The 18,849-nt window shown below is 64.7% G+C and carries 16 protein-coding genes and 1 tRNA gene; 5 read left to right on the top strand and 12 right to left on the bottom strand.

Translation table 11 applies throughout. From position 1 onward, the window contains the following. Positions 1–39 precede the first annotated feature (39 nt). Both KBX13_RS10325 and KBX13_RS10320 read left to right on the top strand, forming a co-directional pair. Positions 40–399, top strand: coding sequence for an FKBP-type peptidyl-prolyl cis-trans isomerase (locus KBX13_RS10325; RefSeq protein WP_256022073.1), 360 nt, complete (start codon positions 40–42; stop codon positions 397–399). A 9-nt stretch (positions 400–408) separates the two neighbouring features. Further along, positions 409–1,245, top strand: a complete 837-nt coding sequence (locus KBX13_RS10320) for an aldo/keto reductase (RefSeq protein ID WP_070362853.1) — start codon at positions 409–411, stop codon at positions 1,243–1,245. A gap of 88 nt (positions 1,246–1,333) precedes the next feature. Here KBX13_RS10320 and KBX13_RS10315 read toward each other — a convergent pair whose 3' ends face one another. The 5 genes from KBX13_RS10315 to KBX13_RS10295 all read right to left on the bottom strand — a co-directional run bounded on the left by KBX13_RS10315 (position 1,334) and on the right by KBX13_RS10295 (position 6,114). Further along, the gene (locus tag KBX13_RS10315) at positions 1,334–2,140 is read right to left on the bottom strand and encodes a DUF1906 domain-containing protein (protein WP_256022072.1); all 807 of its coding nucleotides are present in this window, start codon (positions 2,138–2,140) and stop codon (positions 1,334–1,336) included. Between the two features lie 19 nt (positions 2,141–2,159). Next, complete coding sequence (locus tag KBX13_RS10310) at positions 2,160–3,326, bottom strand: YibE/F family protein (RefSeq protein ID WP_256022070.1); 1,167 nt, start codon at positions 3,324–3,326, stop codon at positions 2,160–2,162. Positions 3,327–3,376: 50 nt separating this feature from the next. Next, positions 3,377–4,867: a gluconokinase gene (locus KBX13_RS10305; RefSeq protein ID WP_256022069.1), complete on the bottom strand. Its 1,491-nt coding sequence runs from the start codon at positions 4,865–4,867 to the stop codon at positions 3,377–3,379. 21 nt (positions 4,868–4,888) lie between these two features. Beyond that, positions 4,889–5,428 (bottom strand): YceI family protein, encoded by a 540-nt coding sequence (locus tag KBX13_RS10300; protein ID WP_256006338.1) that lies wholly within the window; start codon positions 5,426–5,428, stop codon positions 4,889–4,891. Positions 5,429–5,523: 95 nt separating this feature from the next. Further along, the gene (locus tag KBX13_RS10295; RefSeq protein ID WP_256022067.1) at positions 5,524–6,114 is read right to left on the bottom strand and encodes an alpha/beta fold hydrolase; all 591 of its coding nucleotides are present in this window, start codon (positions 6,112–6,114) and stop codon (positions 5,524–5,526) included. A gap of 68 nt (positions 6,115–6,182) precedes the next feature. Here KBX13_RS10295 and KBX13_RS10290 point away from each other — a divergent pair, with 68 nt between their 5' ends. Both KBX13_RS10290 and KBX13_RS10285 read left to right on the top strand, forming a co-directional pair. Continuing rightward, complete coding sequence (locus KBX13_RS10290) at positions 6,183–7,400, top strand: alpha/beta hydrolase-fold protein (protein ID WP_256022066.1); 1,218 nt, start codon at positions 6,183–6,185, stop codon at positions 7,398–7,400. Then, a complete protein-coding gene (locus tag KBX13_RS10285) occupies positions 7,397–9,817 on the top strand; it encodes a bifunctional lysylphosphatidylglycerol flippase/synthetase MprF (protein WP_256022064.1) in 2,421 nt (806 codons plus the stop codon). The genes KBX13_RS10290 and KBX13_RS10285 overlap by 4 nt, the downstream gene beginning before the upstream one ends. Before the next feature lie 78 nt (positions 9,818–9,895). Here KBX13_RS10285 and KBX13_RS10280 read toward each other — a convergent pair. The 5 genes from KBX13_RS10280 to KBX13_RS10260 all read right to left on the bottom strand — a co-directional run bounded on the left by KBX13_RS10280 (position 9,896) and on the right by KBX13_RS10260 (position 12,391). Then, positions 9,896–9,968, bottom strand: a tRNA-Arg gene (locus KBX13_RS10280). Positions 9,969–10,048: 80 nt separating this feature from the next. Continuing rightward, positions 10,049–10,330 (bottom strand): mycoredoxin, encoded by a 282-nt coding sequence (locus KBX13_RS10275; RefSeq protein ID WP_256022063.1) that lies wholly within the window; start codon positions 10,328–10,330, stop codon positions 10,049–10,051. Continuing rightward, positions 10,327–10,818 carry a dihydrofolate reductase gene (locus tag KBX13_RS10270; RefSeq protein ID WP_070362844.1) on the bottom strand — a complete coding sequence of 164 codons (492 nt, stop codon included), beginning with the start codon at positions 10,816–10,818 and terminating at the stop codon, positions 10,327–10,329. The genes KBX13_RS10275 and KBX13_RS10270 overlap by 4 nt, the downstream gene beginning before the upstream one ends. Continuing rightward, positions 10,818–11,618, bottom strand: a complete 801-nt coding sequence (locus KBX13_RS10265; RefSeq protein WP_070362843.1) for a thymidylate synthase — start codon at positions 11,616–11,618, stop codon at positions 10,818–10,820. Before KBX13_RS10265 ends, KBX13_RS10270 begins: the two co-directional genes overlap by 1 nt. Next, a complete protein-coding gene (locus KBX13_RS10260) occupies positions 11,615–12,391 on the bottom strand; it encodes a 3'(2'),5'-bisphosphate nucleotidase CysQ (protein WP_070362842.1) in 777 nt (258 codons plus the stop codon). Before KBX13_RS10260 ends, KBX13_RS10265 begins: the two co-directional genes overlap by 4 nt. Before the next feature lie 77 nt (positions 12,392–12,468). Between KBX13_RS10260 and KBX13_RS10255 the strand changes: the two genes are divergently transcribed. Beyond that, positions 12,469–17,100 carry an ATP-dependent helicase gene (locus KBX13_RS10255; protein ID WP_256022062.1) on the top strand — a complete coding sequence of 1,544 codons (4,632 nt, stop codon included), beginning with the start codon at positions 12,469–12,471 and terminating at the stop codon, positions 17,098–17,100. Positions 17,101–17,114: 14 nt separating this feature from the next. Here the strand turns inward: KBX13_RS10255 and KBX13_RS10250 are convergent, their stop codons facing one another. Beyond that, the gene (locus KBX13_RS10250) at positions 17,115–18,416 is read right to left on the bottom strand and encodes an HNH endonuclease signature motif containing protein (RefSeq protein ID WP_256022060.1); all 1,302 of its coding nucleotides are present in this window, start codon (positions 18,414–18,416) and stop codon (positions 17,115–17,117) included. Positions 18,417–18,613: 197 nt separating this feature from the next. Then, the gene (locus KBX13_RS10245; RefSeq protein ID WP_070362839.1) at positions 18,614–18,841 is read right to left on the bottom strand and encodes a hypothetical protein; all 228 of its coding nucleotides are present in this window, start codon (positions 18,839–18,841) and stop codon (positions 18,614–18,616) included. Between the last annotated feature and the right edge of the window lie 8 nt (positions 18,842–18,849).

Raw genomic sequence — 18,849 nt, 5'->3', positions numbered from 1 at the left:
GGTTTCGCCATGAATGAACGACGCAAGGAGTATTCACGTATGGAAAAGCCCACGATTGAGGTACCTGAAGCACCTGCCCCAACGGACCTTGTCATCGAGGATCTCGTAGTCGGCGACGGAGCCGAAGCTGTAGCAGGCGGTTATGTGCAGGTGCACTACCTGGGTGTTGACTATGCAACCGGTGAAGAGTTCGACTCTTCGTGGGACCGCGGCGAGGCCGCGGAGTTCCCGTTGGCTGGCCTCATCGCGGGTTGGCAAGAGGGCATCCCGGGGATGAAGGTTGGCGGTCGCCGCAAGCTGACGATTCCGCCGGAGGAGGCGTACGGCCCTGCTGGTGGCGGCCACCCGCTCTCCGGCCTGACGCTGGTGTTCATTATCGACCTGCTTGACGCGCGCTAAGGATTCGATATGCGCATTCCAGTGACAACACTCAACGACGGTTATGATTTTCCGCTGCTAGGTCTGGGCACTTACAAGCTGCAAGGTGAAGACTGCGTCAACATCGTGCGGCGAGCTATTGAGTTGGGCTACCGCCACATCGACACTGCCTCCTTTTACGGCAATGAGGAGCAGGTTGGGCGCGCGGTCGCCGACGCGATTGCGGCCGGTGATGTGACTCGCGAAGAGCTATTCATCACCTCGAAGCTATGGAACGATGACCAGACTCGTGCAGCGGAAGCCTACGAGGAGTCGCTGCAGCGGATGGGGCTCGAGTTTATCGATCTCTTCCTCGTGCACTGGCCGTGGCCGCAGCACGGGACCTTCGTGCAAGCGTACGAATCTTTGGTGCAGCTGCAGGGCATGGGCCGGTTGCAGTCGGTAGGCGTGGCGAACTTCTATGAAGAGGTGCTCGATGAGATCATCGCGCACACCGGCGTCGCGCCAGTGCTCAACCAGGTGGAGCTGCACGCAGGGTTTACTCAGCAGGAGCTGCGCGCCTATCACCAGGAAAAGGGGATTGTCACCGAGGCGTGGGCGCCGCTCGCGCGAGGCGCGAACCTTGACGATCCGGTGTTTACTCGCCTCGCCGAGAAGCACGGCCGGACCCCGGCGCAGATTGCGCTCGCGTACGTGATGAGCCTGGGATGCTCGGTTGTGCCGAAGACGGCGAATCCAGTTCGCCTCGAGGAGAATCTCGGGGCGGTCGAGGTCGAGCTTTCGCAGGAAGATATCGCAGCGCTCGACGCGTTGAGCGGCGAGCGGATGTCGAATGACCCGCGCGAGTTCCCGGGAGACCCTAGCTAGCACAAACGCAAAGACCCCGGTGCGGCGAGCCTTAACGCTCTGTGCACCGGGGTTTTGCCATGTCCTGGTGACGCTACTTTGCGTGACGCTACTTCGGCAGCAGCGCGCGCCAATCAAAGCGCGATGAAAGCTGGGAGCTGCCCAGGTCGCCAAGGGTGAAGCCGGGGCCGCGTCGCCCAGGAGTCCACTGGCCCCAATCGGCGCTGTAGACGTTGTTGATGTCCACCGTGACGCCGTCGATCACTCCGGTCCACTTTGCTTTCTGGTGGATGTTTGCGCGCGGGTGCAGTTTGCCGCCGGAGCCCCAGTCGTGCTGCCAGAAGAACGAGCCGATGCCGTCCTCGATGCACCACTGGATCACGTTGATGTTTCCGTACACACCGGTCTGGTAGCCACCAAGCGTCAGCGCCGCGGAGAACGCCCGGAGGTAGGGGCGGATCTGGTTCAGGTACTGGGAACGCGAGGGGTTGTCGTCGATCGCGATGTAGATCGGGCGGCCGGTTGGGCCGCCGGCGGAGGCGTGGAGGCGCATCGCCTCCGGTGCGTGGCGGGCGGCAGCAGCGGCGCCGCCGAGCCAGTCGGCGGTCTCGGCACGGCCGAACTGGTAGACGGACGCCGTGGCGAGGTCGTTCGCGGCGAAGTCCTGTGTTTCGCCCAGCGTGACGGGCTTGCCCAGCATCCAGTTCGCGCCGGGGCGGCGCTCCGACACGTAGCGGACAGCGCCGAGGTGCCCGGCGGCCTTTACTGCGCGACCGGACGGAACCCCGCCCGCGTAGTCGATCACGGTGCCGAGGATGCGGCCCTGGGCGTGGGCTTGCGCGGTGGAGCCAAGGGTTGCGCCCGTGAGAGCGAGTGCGGTGGTTTGAAGGAAGCGGCGTCGATTAAAAGTAGTCACACCCGTAACTCTAGCAACATTACTGTTGGGGTTGGGGAGCGCGGATTGTCCACGCGGCAATCGCCGTGGTGATCGGCACTGCCAGGACCAACGCGATCGCGCCGATACTCGAACGCATGATCTCGGTGGCCACCACGTCGGAGGTGAGCACCTGGGTCAGCGGCCGGTCGGCGACCTGGAGCAGCATCGACAGGGGGAGGGCAGCGCCCATATACGCCAGGACCAGGGTGTAGACCATCGACGCAATGTGGTCGTGGCCGACCTTCATCGCGGAGGTGAACACGGTGCGGGGCCGGGCGTCGGGCGAAGTCTCATACAGCTCCTGCACCGTTGAAGCCTGCGCAATGGTGACGTCGGTGAGCACGCCGAGGGCACCGATGATGAATCCGGCGAGCATGATGCCTGGCACTTGCACCTGGGGGAGGTACATGTGGATGAGGAGGTTGTTTTCGTCGGCAAGGCCGCGCAGCTGCGTCGTATCGATGGCGAGGCGTGCCGCGAGCGCCGCGAGCCCCAGCGCGGTCAAGGTGCCAGCCAGGGCTGACGCGGACTTCCAATTCCTGCCGTGCACAACAAAGATGACAGGGAAGAGCACCGCCGCCCCTGTCACCAGGGAAAGCCCTACGGGGCTGTAGCCGAGCAGTAGCCCGGGGACCAGGAAGCCGAAGATGACGAGCAAGGTGCACAGTAGGCCGAAAACCGCGCGCACCCCGCGCCATGCCCCAACCACGACGACGACCAGCAGCGTGAGTGCGAGCCACAGCCCAAGCGGTATCGAGCGATCCATGTCAAGGAAGGAGTACGAAGTCTCGGGGCTGTGGTGCACCGAGAGCACCACGCGGTCGCCGACCGAAAGCTCCGGGGTGCCCGGCTGCTGCGCTGTCTCGATCGTGGTGGTGCCTCCGGACTTGAGCTCGACGCGCAGGAAGTCGCACTCAGGGTGGTTCGGCGTTGCGACGCCACCACAGGAAGCCACCGAGTGTTCAATGACGGTGGCCTTGACGGTTTCCGCCGTCGACGTCTGGGTCTGCTCAAACCCGGGCAGGACCTCTGGCTGCTTGCCTCCCGGCCACAGTAGGGCGAGGCCCACTACCGTGGCGATGCCGACAATCGCGAGGAACGCTACTAGCGCGCCGCGTGCCGTGCGCAGCGGGGATGGCGATGACTGGGTTGCGTGGCGTGCCAACGAAGCTCCCTTGTGAGATCAGTACTGAGACAATCAGACTGATTCTAAAACTACTTCGCGACAAGCGCGCCATACGCTGCTTCGAAACGGTCGTGGAGCTGCCTGAAGTACTCGCCGTGTTCACCCACGCCTCGGTAACCTTGCCCGAACGGCGGCGTGGTCCGTTGCACATCGGGAGCGATCGCATCGAGAGCGATGAGCACGGTGCCACGCAGGGTGGCGCGCTTCATCTCCAGGGGGACGACCTCGCAGCCGAGCGCATCCGCGAGCACCGACAGCCACGTCGGATGGTCAGCCGTGACACGGCCGGAGGCCACGACGCGCTCGGGGACCGCGCCCGCCTCCTTGAGCTGCTCGTAGACGCGCAGATACGACATTGTGATGCCCTCAAAAACGCCCCGCCACAGGTCAGCTGGCGTCGTTGCCGCAGTGACGCCCAAGAGTTGCGCCTGCGCGGTGGCTGCCCAGCCTGTGGAGCGCTCGCCGGTGAAGAACGGAAGCACCAGTGGGGCGCGCCCCGGTCCGGAGGAAAGCACGGCGACGATGTCGTCCGGGGCCACCGGCTGGATCGTTTCCTCAAGCCAGGTGACGGCGCGGCCGACATCGTTGAGCGCGCCGCCCAAGATGGCCTTGTCGCGCGCGATGCGGTAGCACCACAGTCCCTCTGGGATGCGAGCTGGCACCTCCGGGAGGATGACGCGCATCGCGCCAGAGGTTGCCGCGGCTACCGCGATGGTGTCGGGGCCGGTCGCGCCGGGGCCGACATTGGACGGCCAGCCGTCTGGGATGCAGTGGAACCACGCAACCCCATTGAGCGCGGGCCACGCGGTGTCATCCGGGTAGTCGGGTTCGTCGGGGAAGCGCAGCGGCTGGATCATGTCGTGCGGGATGTCGATGGCGTCGAGAATCTCGGTGTCGAGCTCCCCGGTGTGCGCATTGGCGACGCCCGACCACGCCGCGGTAGAGACGGCCAGGCCATGGATGCCCGCGAGCTTGTGGTACACGTACTCGCCGATCGTCATGACCGTGGCTGCGCGCGAAAACTCTGGCAGCTGTTCTTTGGCCCAGGCGAGGCGCGCCGGGTGGTAACTCGTGTGGAGGCGCACGCCGGTGCGCTGGTGGTACTCGGCCTCGTCGATTGTGTTGCGGAGCCGTTCGACGTAGTCGCGGGATTGTGAGTCCGCGTAGGTGTACAGCGGGGTCAGGGCGTCGCCGTGGGCGTCGACAAGGAGGAGGCTCGAGGCGAACGAGTCCATGCAGATGGCCTCAATGCGCAGGTCATGCGCTGCGGCGAACGCGACGGTGTCGTCGATAACCTTGCGGACCTCGGCGACGACCTGGTCGGCGTCGATGGTGCTCGCGCCGTCAGCGGTGGTAGTAAACGCGTGCGCAACGCGCTGCTTCGCGCCCTTGACGGGGCGGCCGGTGGCGTCGTAAAGGCCGCCGCGGCTCGCCGTCGAGCCGACGTCGATGCCGAGGACGTATGGCCCGCGAGAGTCCCGTACAGGGACCGACATGGTTGGGATCTTGGTAGCGCTCATACCCCGATGGTACGGCAGAGACTAGGCGCCCTGCTTGATCGCGGAGCCCTCAATTTCAATGGCGACCTTCTCACTCACGAGCATGCCGCCCGAGTTGAGCGGAGCCTGGAAATCGATACCGAAATCGGTGCGGTTAATTGACGTGCTGGCCTCGAACCCGATGCGCGTGTTGCCGAACGGGTCCTCCTCGACGCCGAAGGTCTCAACCTCGAACGTGACTGGCTTCGTGGTGCCCTTGATGGTCAGATCACCCGTGACCGTGCCGTTGCCGGCCTCGTCTACGTTGAACGCCGTCGAGGTAAACGTCATCTCCGGGTGCTTCTCCACATCGAAGAAGTCCTCGCCGCGCACGTGTGCGTCGCGGTCCTCGTTTCGGGTATCGACGCTCGCGGTCCGGACCGTGCCCTGTGCCGTGCTTGCTGCCAGATCGTCGGTGAGCGTGATGGTGGTGTCGTGGTCGGTAAACTCGCCGCGGACCTTCGTCACCATCGCGTGGCGGACGGTGAAGCCGATGGAGGAGTGTGCCGGGTCGAGCTTGTATGTACCGGTGAGCTGAGACATGATTCCTACTTTCGTTGACGTGTCATCAAAAATGATTGCAGGTGCGAGTGTGGGTGATTATTGGTGACGTATCAACAATGTAGGGTTGTTGCTGTTCAGCCGGTGCCGGAAGGGCATACCCCGAGCGCCGCCAGGATCTCATTCGTCCGCAACGCCAGCGCCGCATGCGATACGCCAGATACCTCGATCACATCTCCCCACCGGGACGACCACGACGGCACAATGCGATCAGCATCCGAAACGATAGAGACAATGCCGGTGTTGGAAGGGGCCACCGGCTCCTCCCGGAAATGCTCCAACTCGACGAACGCGTCGCCAGCCACTGCCCGAACGAGCCGGGGCGGAAACAGGCGCGCAATGCCGTTCGTGCCGCGCCACGACGCTCCGAGGCCCACGATCGTGCCGCACCGCGCCGCGATTGAGCTCAACTGCACGGCTCGGAGGCCGATGAGCGCACCATACGAGTGCCCAACCACATCGATCTGCTGCGCAGCCAGGCTGTCGAGGAACGCCGCGACTTCATGGGATGAGGCGTCGATACCCGCGGTAGCTCTGCGACCGTATGCGGGCGCAATCAATCCAATCCCATGCGTATCGAGCGCGCGTGAGAGCCGGCGGAACACGAATGGGGAAGAGCCAGTGCCGTGGAGGGCGACCACAATCCGGCCCGTTGTCTGGGAGTTCACTGTCGAAGGGGATGGAAGTATCCGTGGCACGTAGGAAAGCAACGCCATAGCGTCTTAAACTACTCGCCGTGGATGCAATCCGTTCGATATCCGTGGTCGGCACAGGCGCGGCCTGGACGATCTACCTCTCCTTAGCCGCTTCCGTGATTGTTGCGCTCTGGCTCGGCCGCAAGCGTCGGCGCACCGCGCTCGCCGTTGCGGGGGTATTGCTCGCGATGGCGTACCTGGCGCTTACTGTCTGGCCGAAACCGTTCCCGGATGCCATTCCGTGGCACATTTACGCCAGTGGCACGGCTGCCGTGTTCGTCGTGGCATCCATCTTCTTGGCACCGCGGTGGCGGTGGCGTCTCGCCCCGCTCGCAGTCGTTCCCCTGGTTCTAGCGTTTCTGGCAGTGAATCTTGTCTATGAGCAGTACCCGACCCTCGGGTCCTTCCGCCCGGTCCCGGTCACCGTGTCCATGAATTTGGATCAGTTCCGCGAAACGACGACCGCCCCGATCCTTGACGGCAGGGAAGTGGGCGCCCTAGTGCCCCTGCCTGCCCCACCGCTGCGCGATGCAATTGTGTACGTTCCGCCCGCCTACTGGCATGGCGAGCACCTACCGGTCCTCGTGCTGCTCGCGGGAAGCCCCGGCAGCCCAATCCGGTGGTTTGACGAAGGCGGGGCGCAACAGACGCTCGACGACTACCAAGTTGCACACGACGGCGTAGCCCCCATTGTCGTCAGCGCGGACGGCACAGGAACAACCACGGGGAATCCCGGGTGCGTGGACGGCCCGGATCTGCAAATCCAAAGCTACCTGGCCCAGCAAATTCCACAGCTGGTCAAGGACAATTTCCGTGTGGAAGAAGACCAACGCACGTGGGCAATCGGTGGGTTAAGCTACGGCGGCACGTGCGCACTCCAAGTGATTACCAACGATCCCACGGCCTACGGGACGTTCCTCGACTATTCGGGTGAGGCGGAACCGAACCTAGGCGGGCACCAACGGACCGTCGACGTGCTGTTCGGCGGCGACGAGGCCGCGTTCCAATCCGTGAACCCGGAAACGCTTCTTCAGGAAGCAATCGGGACGGCGACCTACAAGGGAATCGCTGGCAGGTTCGCCGCCGGCAAGCGTGACCAAGAGGCTATGGCAGCGCTTCCGCACCAAAACGAGCTCGCGCAGAAAGCCGGGATGAGCACCACATTCCGCTCGCTGCCAGGTGGACACAGCTTCGAAGTGTGGCGAGTGGCGCTACGCCAAGACATTGACTTCGTTGCTCAACGCGGAGGAATTCAATGAAACACTTGATCAGCACCTGTTTGAGGAAAGTTCCAGTCACGCTCGGCCTCTTGAGTATTGCGTGGGCCACGTATTTAGCCTGCGTATTGTCGGGTGCGGCCCCGCGGGAGGCTTTCGGATTGCGCCTTCCCGTTGATCCCGACCTTTGGCACTGGGCCACCGCAGGGCTGACCGCAGGTAACCTCGTCGGGCTCATCCTGGCCACTGTCGCAGCGCTGCTATTCGCAGTTCCAGCCGAGGTGCGACTTGGCTCTGCTCGCTTCGCGGTTGTGGCGACGGCTTCCGAGTTTGTAGCGCTTCCTTTCGGCTTCATCATCGGTAGTGCCATCGAGCGAGCAGGCTTTAACCTGTGGGGCCCAGACCTTGCCAACGAGACCTTTGTGTCTCCGGTCGCGTGGATCTTCGGGCCCGCCGCATTCGCCACTGCCTTCATGGGCGTGCTGTGGCGACGCCGCCTCCGCCTCGTGATGCTTGCGATGATGGCGACCCTTGTGCTCTACGACGGCTCACTCTCAGGCGTCGTTGCACTTGTCGCCATTGTCGCAGGGACCGTCGCTGGCGTCCTTGTCACGGACACAGGTACGCCACGCAGAATGTCGCTGCGGGAAGCACGGGTCCTGGTGGCTGCCCTGTTTCTCAGTGTTGCAATCGGACCAGTTATCACGGCGATCAACCCCGCTGCACAGGGGCCTTTCGCAGGAGTGAGCAAGCTGATGTGGGAGCCGACAGTCGCAGGGCATTTAGTAGCCCAGCGGTGCGCTGACGCTACATCCGTCGCCTGCGCGGAAGCGATGGCGGTAAACAGTCAGCATGGCCTCGGTCCCTTGCTGATGAATGCCTTGCCTATCGTTTTGTCAGCCATCCTTGCGCTGGGGCTCGTGCATGGCAGGAAACTGGCATGGTGGGCAGCCGTCCTCGTCAGCGTTGGATCCATTGCGGTGATCTGCTGGCAAACAATCGGTGGGGGAGCAGACGGCTCTACCGCTGTGAACACAATACTGGTAGTTCTCCCGTGGCTGGTCACCATTGCAGTCCTCATTGCCACTCGCCGCCGGTTCACGGTTCCGTCCAACTGGTACCGTGGCGCGGCGATCATAGGAGGGACGTGGTTAGCAACCGCAGCACTGTGGACCTGCGGAGCCTGGGTTGTGCGAGACGGCTTCCTCGGAGGAGCGTCGATAAGCGCGCTGCTTGCTGAGCTGCCGAACAGGTACCTCCCACCCGTGGTAGCTGTGCTGGCTCCAACGCATGCGTTCCCCATCAGCTCCGTGGCGTGGATCTTCTACGAATGGGTGGGAATCATATTCTGGATTACCGCGTTGATTGCACTGTTTGAGGTGCTGTCCGCGCCGCCGTCCGAAGCGCACGCGCAGGACCGCCAGCGAGCCCGGGAGATTCTGGTCCATGGGTCCGGTGACCACCTCGCGTGGATGGGGCTGTGGGAAAGAAACCGCTACTTTTTCTGCGGGACGGACTCCGGCGACGGAGAAGGCGTCGTCGCGTACCGCGTCTCCTACAACGTCGCTGTCACGGTTGGAAGTCCCGTGTACCGCGGCACGATGACAGAAGAAGCCGTTGCCAGTGCGTTTGAAGAGTTCGCCGCACGTCAAGGCTGGAGAGTCGCGTGGTACTCAGTGCCCGGCACCTTTGCTCGCTCCGACTTCCGACGGATCCACGTCGCCGAAGAATCCATGTTGTTGACGGATAACATCGAGTTCAAAGGCAAGAAATTTCAAAACATCCGAACCGCGCGCAACCGCGCAGCAAAAGAGGGAGTGCGCGCCGTGTGGACTAGCTGGGCCGAAAGCCCAGTGGAAATGCGTGAGCGCATCGTCGCGCTCTCAGAACAATGGGTCGCGGATAAAGCGCTTCCAGAAATGGGCTTCACCTTGGGAGGGCTCGACGAGCTCCGCGACCCGGACACCAAACTCCTCCTCGCAGTGGGCGACGACGGCAGCCTGCACGCAGTGACGAGCTGGCTGCCCGTCTACGAAGGCGGCGCCCTCGTCGGCTACACCCTTGACTTCATGCGCCGCGACGCGAACGGGTTCCGGCCGGCCATCGAATTCCTCCTTGCGGAAAGCGCCCGCATCGCTGCCGAGCAAGGACTTGGATGGGTCTCCCTCTCCGGAGCGCCGCTGGCTCGAACGGATGCGCCGGAATCACTCGTAGAAATCATCCTGGATAAGGCCGGTGCGACGATCGAGCCACTCTACGGCTTCCGCTCACTCGCTGCCTCGAAGCACAAATTCCACCCGACGCACCAAGGCTGGTACCTGCTGTACGAAGACGAAATGTCACTCGCCAATATCTCGCTGGCAGTCATTCACTGTTACCTGCCGGACATGAAGAAGTCGGACATGATGACCGTGGTCAAGGAGTTCCTGGGCCGGCCAAATCTTGCGCAAAGAGGGTAGATAAGTTAGTGCATTCGCGTTCTTTGCAGAAATGCGAAACCCCCGCAGCCTATTTGCGCAGGCCGCGGGGGTGTTTTGCGCCCCAGAGAGGATTCGAACCTCCGACACCGGCTTTAGGAGAGCCGTGCTCTATCCCCTGAGCTACTGGGGCAACTCGACTAACAGTACCGCAGGACAGAAGTGATGCCAAAGTCGCGGGCGCCCGCGACGGCATCGCTATTTGCCCGGGTGCTAGGCCTCTTCGCCGGTCAGTTCGCGCAGCTTCGCGCGAACAGCGGACGCGGCAGGGTTGGTCGCGTGCGTGCCGTCAGAATAGAGGACGGTGGGGACGACGCGGTTGCCGTCGTTGACGGACTCGACCCACGCGGCGGCGTCCTTGGCGCCTTCGGCTTCGACGTCAACGACGTCGTAAGGGGTTTCGGTACGGTCGAGGCGCTCGCGAAGCTTCTTGCAGAACGGGCACCAATCGGTTGCGAAGATGGTGACGTGGGAAGAGGTTTCGGGAGTGGTCATGATTTTGGGCCTAACCTTTCGAGGCGTTGGTACTTGAAACGGGTGCCATTGGCGGAGGTTTGCCACGGTCCATCAGAAACGATAGCGAAGTCATCGGTGACGCGGGGCGCGCGGACGGCGGACGCTCCGAGCTTGTCTGCGACGTGGACATCGACGATCGTGCGTTCAATGACGTCTACTTCGTCGATGGTTGCTTCGTAAATCTGGCCACCGCCGATGATCCAGGCGGACGTCTTCAAATCTGGGATGTCGCGGGACACGAAGGCGCCGTCGGACCACTCGCCGGGCTCGCGCGAGGACAACACATGGTTTGTTCTGCCCGGCAGCGGCTTGATGGGGAGGTGGTCCCAAGTCTTGCGCCCCATGATGATCGGGTGGCCCAGCGTGATCTCCTTGAAGTGGCGCAGGTCCTCAGGCAGGTGCCAGGGCATGCCCACGCCGTCGCCGATGATGCCGTCGATGCTTTCGGCCCAGATCGCGCCCAGCATTAGACGGACACCTGCGCTTTGATCGTCGGGTGCGGGTCGTAGCCGACGACTTCGATGTCGGAGAAGTCGTAGTCAAACAGCGACTCTGCCTTCCGCAGCTTGAGCTGCGGGTAGGGGCGAGGCTCGCGGGAGAGCTGCTCGCGCACCTGGTCGAAGTGATTGTTGTAAATGTGGCAGTCGCCGCCGGTCCAGATGAGTTCGCCGACCTCGAGACCTGCCTGCTGTGCAAACATGTGCGCGAGCAGCGCGTAGGAAGCGATGTTAAACGGCACGCCCAGGAACATGTCGGCGGAGCGCTGGTACACCTGCAGGCTCAGCTTGCCGTCAGCTACATACAGCTGGAACAGCAGGTGACACGGCAGCAGCGCCATGTGCTCGAGCTCGGAGACGTTCCACGCGGACACCAGGTTGCGGCGCGAATTGGGGTCGTCCTTCAAAAGCTCGAGCGCCCGTGAAATCTGGTCGACGTGCTGCCCATCGGGGGTGGGCCAGGAACGCCACTGCACGCCGTAGACAGGGCCGAGCTCGCCATTTTCGTCGGCCCACTCGTTCCAGATGCGCACGCCGTGTTCCTGCAGCCAGGTCACGTTGGAGTCGCCGCGGAGGAACCACAGCAGCTCGCCCACGACGCCCTTGAAGTACACCTTCTTGGTAGTCAGCAGGGGGAAGGACTCGGAAAGGTCGTAGCGCAGCTGGCGGCCGAAGACGCTTCGCGTGCCGGTGCCAGTGCGGTCGCCCTTATCGGTGCCGTTTTCCAGGACGTCGCGCAGGAGGTCTTCGTACGGAGTCACCAGGCTCACTTCGCGACGACCCCTTCGAAGGAGCCGTGCTCGTCGTAGTACTTCGCGCAGGCTTCCAGGATGTCGTCGGCAAGCTCCGGACGGCAGATGAGCAGGTCCGGGATGTAGGTGTCCTTGTTGTTGTACTTCAGCGGCGAGCCGTCGAGGCGCGAGCAGTGCAGGCCCGCAGCCATGGACACACCAACTGGTGCTGCCTGGTCCCACTCGTACTGGCCGCCGGCGTGTACGTAGGCGTCGAAGTCACCGAGCAGGACGTGCATTGCCTTCGCGCCTGCGGAGCCGACCGGGCTGGTCTCGAAGCCGAGGGCATCGGCAACGAACGGAGCGATCGCCGGCGGGCGGTTGCGTGACATAGCGATCTTCTTCGCGAACGGCCCCGAGACGTGGCGCACGTCGGAAGACTTGAATACGACGCCAAGGTCCGGCAGACCTACCGCCGCGTGAGTAGGGACGCCGTCTTCGACGAGCGCGATGTGCACGGCCCAGTCCTGGCGGCCGGTTGCGAACTCCTTGGTGCCGTCGAGGGGGTCAACGATCCAGACGCGGTTGTTGCTAAGACGGGAGTGGTCGTCGGCTGCCTCTTCGGACAGAAATGCATCGCCCGGGCGGTGCTGCTCAAGCACGCGCGCGATCCAGTTCTGTGCCAGGTCGTCGCCGGCTTCTCCAAGTTCACGTCCGCGGAGAAGGCCAACACCGCGAATACCCTTGAGGATCTCGCCGGTGCCTTGCGCGATTAAGTTTGTCAGCCGAGAGTCTGAATACTGAGCAGTCATGGCTTCGACTTTAGCGCGAAACCAGCCAAAGGAACCATTTCTTTTCGCCTGCCTGCACTATCTGTATTCTGGCGGGCATGGCCAAAGGAATCCTCGAACGCTTCAAACCGCAGGTGGCGACCTGGTTTGAAGAAGTATTCGAGGCGCCAACGCCAGTGCAGGAGCAGGCGTGGGCCACGATTTCCGACGGCGGCAACGCCCTGGTGGTAGCGCCTACCGGTTCTGGTAAGACGTTAGCGGCCTTTTTGTGGTCGTTGAATTCGCTCGTGGAGCGCGACGGGCAACAGGCCCTGCCAATCGATGGGGCGAACGCCAGCAGCCACGGCGGGGTGCGCACCTTATATATCTCGCCGCTGAAGGCCCTTGGTGTGGACGTCGAAAATAACCTGCGGGCCCCGCTCGGCGGGATTGGGCGCGTGGCGCAGCGCATGGGGCTGGACATGCCGGATGTGTCGGTGGCGGTGCGCTCGGGCGACACCCCGCAAGCGGAGCGGTCCCGCCAGGTGCGCAAGCCGCCGGACATCCTGATCACCACGCCTGAGTCGCTGTATTTGATGCTGACGTCGAAGGCCGCGGGCATCCTGCGGACCGTGGACACCGTAATCGTGGACGAGATTCACGCGCTCGCGGGCACGAAGCGCGGCGTGCACCTGGCACTGTCGCTGGAGCGGCTCGGCCGCCTCGCGGGGGACTTTCAGCGCATCGGGTTGTCTGCGACGGTGCGCCCGCTGGAGGCCGTGGCGGACTTCCTCGGGCCTCGCACGACGATCATCCAGCCGCCGGGGGAGAAGCGCTGGGACCTCGCGGTGCGGGTGCCGGTGGCCGATATGAGTGACCTGCCGGTGCCGGAGGAGGCGTCGACAATTGGGGACGCCATCGTCGACGACACGCTGGACCTCGAAGGGGAGACCGCGGCGCTGATGCCACCGGCGCCGAAGTCGATTTGGCCGCACATCGCGGAATCGGTGTACCAGGAGGTCATGGCGCACCGCTCGACGATCGTCTTCGTGAACTCGCGGCGCACGGCGGAGCGGCTCACCAGCCAGCTCAACGAGCTGTGGGCGAAAGAGCACGACCCCGAAGCGCTTAGCCCCGCTACTCGACGCCCCCCTGCACAGCTGGGCAAAGGGGTCGACCTCGCGGGGGAGGCAGCGCCCGTGATCGTGCGGGCGCACCACGGTAGCGTGTCCAAAGACGAGCGGGCCACGACGGAAACGATGCTGAAAGAGGGCACGCTCAAAGCGGTCGTGTCGACGTCCTCGCTGGAACTCGGCATCGATATGGGTGCGGTGGAGCTGGTGATCCAGGTGGAGTCGCCGCCGTCGGTCGCCTCCGGGCTGCAGCGCGTCGGGCGCGCCGGGCACACGGTGGGCGCGATCTCGCACGGCTCGTTCTATCCGAAGCACCGCTCCGACCTGGTGCAAACGGCCGTGACCGTGCCGCGGATGCGCGACGGGCTCATCGAGGAGCTGCGCACGCCACGCTCCCCGCTGGACGTGCTGGCCCAGCAGACGGTGGCTGCAGTGGCGGTCGAGGACCTCGAGCTCGACGACTGGTACGCGACCGTCACGCGCGCCTGGCCCTACCGCAACCTCGACCGTGATGTGTTCAACGCGGTTATCGACCTGGTCACCGGCGTGTACCCCTCGACTGACTTCGCGGAGCTCAAGCCGCGCGCCTGGCTCGACGGCACCGTGCTCAAGGCGTTGCAGGGTGCACAGCGCGTCGCGGTCACCAACGCAGGCACCATCCCGGACCGTGGCATGTTCGGCGTGTTCCTCGTCGGCTCCGAGGCCGAAGGCGGGGCGCCGCGCCGCGTCGGCGAGCTAGACGAGGAAATGGTTTACGAGTCCCGCGTCGGCGACGTGTTCACGCTCGGGGCGACGAGCTGGCGCATCGAAAACATCACGCGCGACCAAGTACAGGTCTCTCCCGCGCCGGGGCATACCGGCAGGCTGCCGTTTTGGTCGGGGGAGGGCGTCGGGCGCCCGTACGAACTCGGCAAGGCGCTCGGCGCGTTCAGGAGGGAGGTGCGCGGCGGAGCGGGCGTCGATAATTCGCTCGATGCGTACGCGCGCGACAATCTGCGGGCCTACCTCGAGGAGCAAGAGGAAGCCACCGGCGTGCTGCCGGACGAGACGACGCTGGTGCTCGAGCGCTTCACCGACGAGCTCGGGGACTGGCGCGTGGTGCTGCACACGCCGTTCGGCAAGGGTGTGAACGCCGCGTGGGCGCTGGCCGCCGGGTGGCGGATCGCGCAGGAGACCGGGATGGACGCCCAGGCCGTGGCCGGCGACGACGGCATCGTTCTGCGCCTGCCCCAAGGCGACCACGAACCCTCCGGGGCCCTGTTCCAATTCGACGCCGACGAGATCACCGACATCGTCACCGAGCAGGTGGGAAACTCCGCCCTGTTCGCTTCCCGGTTCCGCGAGTGCGCCGCCCGCGCCCTCTTGCTGCCGCGCCGCAACCCCGGCAAGCGCGCGCCCCTGTGGCAGCAGCGCCAGCGCGCCGAGCAGTTGTTGGATGTGGCCCGGAATTACCCGTCGTTTCCGATCATCCTGGAAACGGTGCGCGAGTGTCTCCAGGACGTCTACGACCTGCCAGCGCTGCAAGAAGTGATCCGTGACCTGCAGACGCGCCGGGTGCGCATCGCGGAGGTGACCACGCAGCAGCCGAGCCCGTTCGCCTCATCGCTGCTGTTCAACTACACCGGCGCGTTCATGTACGAAGGCGACACCCCGCTCGCGGAGAAGCGGGCGGCGGCGCTCGCGCTGGACCCGTCACTGCTAGCCAAACTGTTGGGCACCGTGGAGCTGCGCGAGCTGTTGGACGCGGAGGTGATCGCCGAGGTGGACGCGTCGCTGCGCCGGGTCGGCCGCGCCGAGACACCGGAGCAGTTCGCCGACACCCTGCGCCTGACCGGCCCGGTGCCTGTGGACGAGCTCGCGGTGTACACCTCGGTGCCGCTCGCGGGGGTGGAGGCGTCGCTCGGGCCACGCGTGATGCGGGTGCGCATCGGCGGCAGGGAACACGTTGCGCAGGCGCTCGACGCCCCACTGCTGCGCGATGGCCTTGGCGTGCCGGTCCCTCCCGGGGTGGCAGCGCAGGTGGCCACCATCCCCGATGCGCTCTCCCAGCTCGTGCGTCGCTGGGTGCGCACCCGCGGCCCCTTCACGCTGCGCGCGCTTGCCGATGCCTTCGGGCTCGCGCTCGGCGCTGCCTACGCGGTGCTCCAACCGCTTGTCGACGCCAACTCCGTCATCGAGGGGCGCTTCCGCCAAGGCGTCGACGACCAGGAATACGTCGCGCACGAGGTCCTGCGCGTGATCCGCTCCCGCTCCTTGGCGGTCGCGCGGGCGCAGGCCCGGCCGGTATCGGCATCGGCGTACGGGCGTTTCCTGCCGGCGTGGAGTAACGTCGCCGCGGCGGGAACGGTGCCTCCCTTACGCGGCGCCGACGGGGTGTACTCCGTCATCGAGCAGCTCGCGGGCGTGCGGCTGCCGGCCTCTGCGTGGGAGTCCCACATCTTGCCGTCGCGGGTGGGGGACTACTCGCCGATCATGCTGGACGAGCTGACTGCCTCCGGCGAGGTTATCATTGTGGGCACCGGGTCGGCGGGGGCGAACGATCCGTGGATCATGCTGCTGCCGAGTGACTACGCCGCGCAGCTCATGCCGCAAGTCGACCCGCCGTTGCTGTCGCTCACGCAGCAGCACATCATGGATACGCTCGCAGCAGGTGGCGGCTACCTGTTCAGCGACCTGCTCACGCCAGTGACGACTTCTGAGGAGCTACGCGAATCCATGTGGGACCTCGTCGAGGCCGGCCACGTTTCACCGGATTCCTTCGCGCCGCTGCGCGCACGCCTTGCGGGTGGTAAGGCCGCGTACCGCGCGAAGCGGCGGCCGTCCCGTTCCCGCATCCGTTCCGGCAGGACCTCGTTTACGCAAACCGCCCCGCCAGACATGGTGGGACGCTGGGCCGCCACCCCGCACCCCGACACCGACCCGACCCGGCGCTCGCTCGCGCTTGGGGAGGCATGGCTGGATCGCTACGGGGTGGTGACCAAGGGCGCCGTCGTCGCAGAGAATGTCATCGGCGGCTTCGCGTTGGCGTACAAGGTGCTCTCCGGGTTCGAGGACTCCGGCAAGGCGCTGCGCGGCTACCTCATCGAGGGGCTTGGCGCAGCGCAGTTCTCCACCCCTGCGACGATTGATCGGCTGCGTGGCCAGCAGGACAGCGACGACGTCGCCGGTTGGCCATCGGGTGCGCGTGAGCCAAAGGTGTACGTGCTCGCCGCCACCGACCCGGCCAACCCCTACGGGGCCGCGCTGCCGTGGCCCGTGACCGGCCCGACCAGATCGGCAGGCGCGATGGTGGTGCTCGTGGACGGGCTGTTGGCGGCCCACATCACCCGTGGCGGCAAGAAGCTCACCACCTTCTTCGAGACCTTCCCGGAAGGCATCGAAGATCCGCTACCACTTGTCATCGACGCACTATCGGATGCCGTCGCCGCCGGGAGGATGCGCCAGCTCAACGTCGAAACCGTCAACGGCGAGCCCGCGTTCCGGCTCCGCGATCTTGGCGTGGCGGTGACGCACAAGGGCGTAAGAATCGGAGGCAAGCAGGCCGCGCCTCCGAAGCGGCGCGGGCGCAGCATGACGGAGGCTCTAGGGGATCTGGACGGGCTCTCCTTCGACGATTAGTGTTTCGGCTGGGTTTAGGGTCGCAGTATCACGCGAGGCACCGGCCGGTGAGTAGTCCCCGGTGGCCCTGCCCGCATCGCCCGTTTGTTCCGGATCCGATTCACCGCCGAGTGCATGGCGGGGTCCGAGGTGTTGGTGTGGCGGGTGCCGTCGGCCTTGACCAACAACGCGGTGCCGGTGGTGGGGTCGTAGTCCATGTAGCCCTTGTTGAAGGAGCCGTCCCGGTGGTCGTTGTTGCACCGGTGGTGGGTGGGGCACAGGCCGGTGAGGTTGGTGATGTCGGTGCCGCCGTGGCGCAGCCAGGAAATGATGTGGTGGGCTTCGCACTCGCTCATTGCGGTGGTGCAGCCGGCCCAGGAGCACACGCCCTGGATAGCAAACATGGCGATGCGTTGCCCAACAGAGGCGAGCCGCTTGGACCTGCCCAGGTGCAGCGGCACGCCGGTGATTCCGTCGACGGTGAGCAGGAAGTCAGACGTGCCATCCATGCCGAGGCGCACGAGTTCGAAGGCGTCCAGCTCCACGCCGACGTTGGTTTGGAACAGTGTGGTGGCGTCGGCGTCGGCGAGGTCGTCGAGCGTCACTGAGACCACCACGGAGGCGGCGCCACCGTGAGTGGCCTGCTCGCCGTGCTCGTATTGGCGCATGATGGCCATGAACTGGTCGTAGCGGCGCTGGCCACGGGTGCGGGGGTCGCGGTCCTGCTGGCGATCGGGCGGGATATTGGAGTTTGGCGCAAGCCCCTTGTCAGTCAGCGCCTTGTAGAGCGCGTAATCGCCTGCTGTCATGTCCAGGCGCACGTAATAGGTGCCATCGGAGTTCTCCTTGCCCAGGGTGGCCTCGCGCTTCTCAAAGCCCGCGTTGGGGTTCTTCTTCGCGTGTGGCCGGTTCGCCTTATCCACGAGGCGCTTGACCGTGAGGCGCAGGTCCTGCTCGTCTCGGGTCTTCGCTTCCTCCATGGCGTGGGCGTAAATGCTCATGTGCTCGCCCTCGGCGGCCTTGAGCAGCCTGTCGGTCTCGCGCCGGATGATGTCCTGCTTGGCCGCGGGAACCGCGTCGGCGTGGCGGCGAGCTTGGACCTGGTCTTTACGACGCCGCTCCGCCTCCTCCACATCGAGCAGATCGCCACGGTCCGGCTCCGTCACCGGAGCGAACATCGCCTTGGCGCGCGCGAGCCGGTTATATGCCTCACCCTTGGAGATGCCCAACTTCTCCATGAGGTAGGTATCCGGGTAGTTGGCGCCGACGAGTTTGCCGGCGTCGGCGATAGCGCAGACCTGCGCGAAGGCGGCATCGATGTAGGCCTTCTTGTCCATCGCGTGTTCGAGGCGTGCGATGTCTTCGGCGATGGCGGAAAGGCGGAGGGGTCGTCGAAAAGCATGCGTAGCTGCGTCAGGCCGTTAATGACCTGGTCAACGAGCTTGGTCACGTCGTTCATGTCCCCTCCTTCAAGTAGCTAAGGGCGACTATACAGACGTGTCAGACATGAAAAAATGAGACTCGAACAAAGATTCTAAAGCAGTTGCTTGACCAGGTGTGCTGCCGCGGCCAGGCCGATGCGCGGGTTCGCCACGCGCACGTCTTTCACGGCGCGAACAAACTCGGCTTCGGGGTCGGTGCCGGTCTCTGCCAGCACACCCCGCGCCCACTCGGTGGCGGCATCCATGTCGGGGAAGAACCCGACGAGCGACTCCTCCGGCGTGGGGCCGTAGTTGAAAAGGTTTTGTAAGAAGCGGAACATGGATACCA

The organism is Corynebacterium sp. CCUG 51687 (assembly GCF_024453995.1).
Lineage (GTDB): Bacteria > Actinomycetota > Actinomycetes > Mycobacteriales > Mycobacteriaceae > Corynebacterium > Corynebacterium pseudogenitalium.
Note: the sequence above shows the minus strand (reverse complement) of the source record. Positions and strands in the feature narration are given on the sequence as shown.

Excerpts from the sequence above, each read along its gene's own strand:
- KBX13_RS10250 (WP_256022060.1), bottom strand. The coding sequence starts at position 18,416 with ATGGACAAGAAGGCCTACATCGATGCCGCCTTCGCGCAGGTCTGCGCT.
- KBX13_RS10320 (WP_070362853.1), top strand. The coding sequence starts at position 409 with ATGCGCATTCCAGTGACAACACTCAACGACGGTTATGATTTTCCGCTG.
- KBX13_RS10270 (WP_070362844.1), bottom strand. The coding sequence starts at position 10,818 with ATGCTGGGCGCGATCTGGGCCGAAAGCATCGACGGCATCATCGGCGAC.
- KBX13_RS10255 (WP_256022062.1), top strand. The coding sequence starts at position 12,469 with ATGGCCAAAGGAATCCTCGAACGCTTCAAACCGCAGGTGGCGACCTGG.
- KBX13_RS10305 (WP_256022069.1), bottom strand. The coding sequence starts at position 4,867 with ATGAGCGCTACCAAGATCCCAACCATGTCGGTCCCTGTACGGGACTCT.
- KBX13_RS10285 (WP_256022064.1), top strand. The coding sequence starts at position 7,397 with ATGAAACACTTGATCAGCACCTGTTTGAGGAAAGTTCCAGTCACGCTC.
- KBX13_RS10260 (WP_070362842.1), bottom strand. The coding sequence starts at position 12,391 with ATGACTGCTCAGTATTCAGACTCTCGGCTGACAAACTTAATCGCGCAA.
- KBX13_RS10275 (WP_256022063.1), bottom strand. The coding sequence starts at position 10,330 with ATGACCACTCCCGAAACCTCTTCCCACGTCACCATCTTCGCAACCGAT.
- KBX13_RS10325 (WP_256022073.1), top strand. The coding sequence starts at position 40 with ATGGAAAAGCCCACGATTGAGGTACCTGAAGCACCTGCCCCAACGGAC.
- KBX13_RS10300 (WP_256006338.1), bottom strand. The coding sequence starts at position 5,428 with ATGTCTCAGCTCACCGGTACATACAAGCTCGACCCGGCACACTCCTCC.
- KBX13_RS10245 (WP_070362839.1), bottom strand. The coding sequence starts at position 18,841 with ATGTTCCGCTTCTTACAAAACCTTTTCAACTACGGCCCCACGCCGGAG.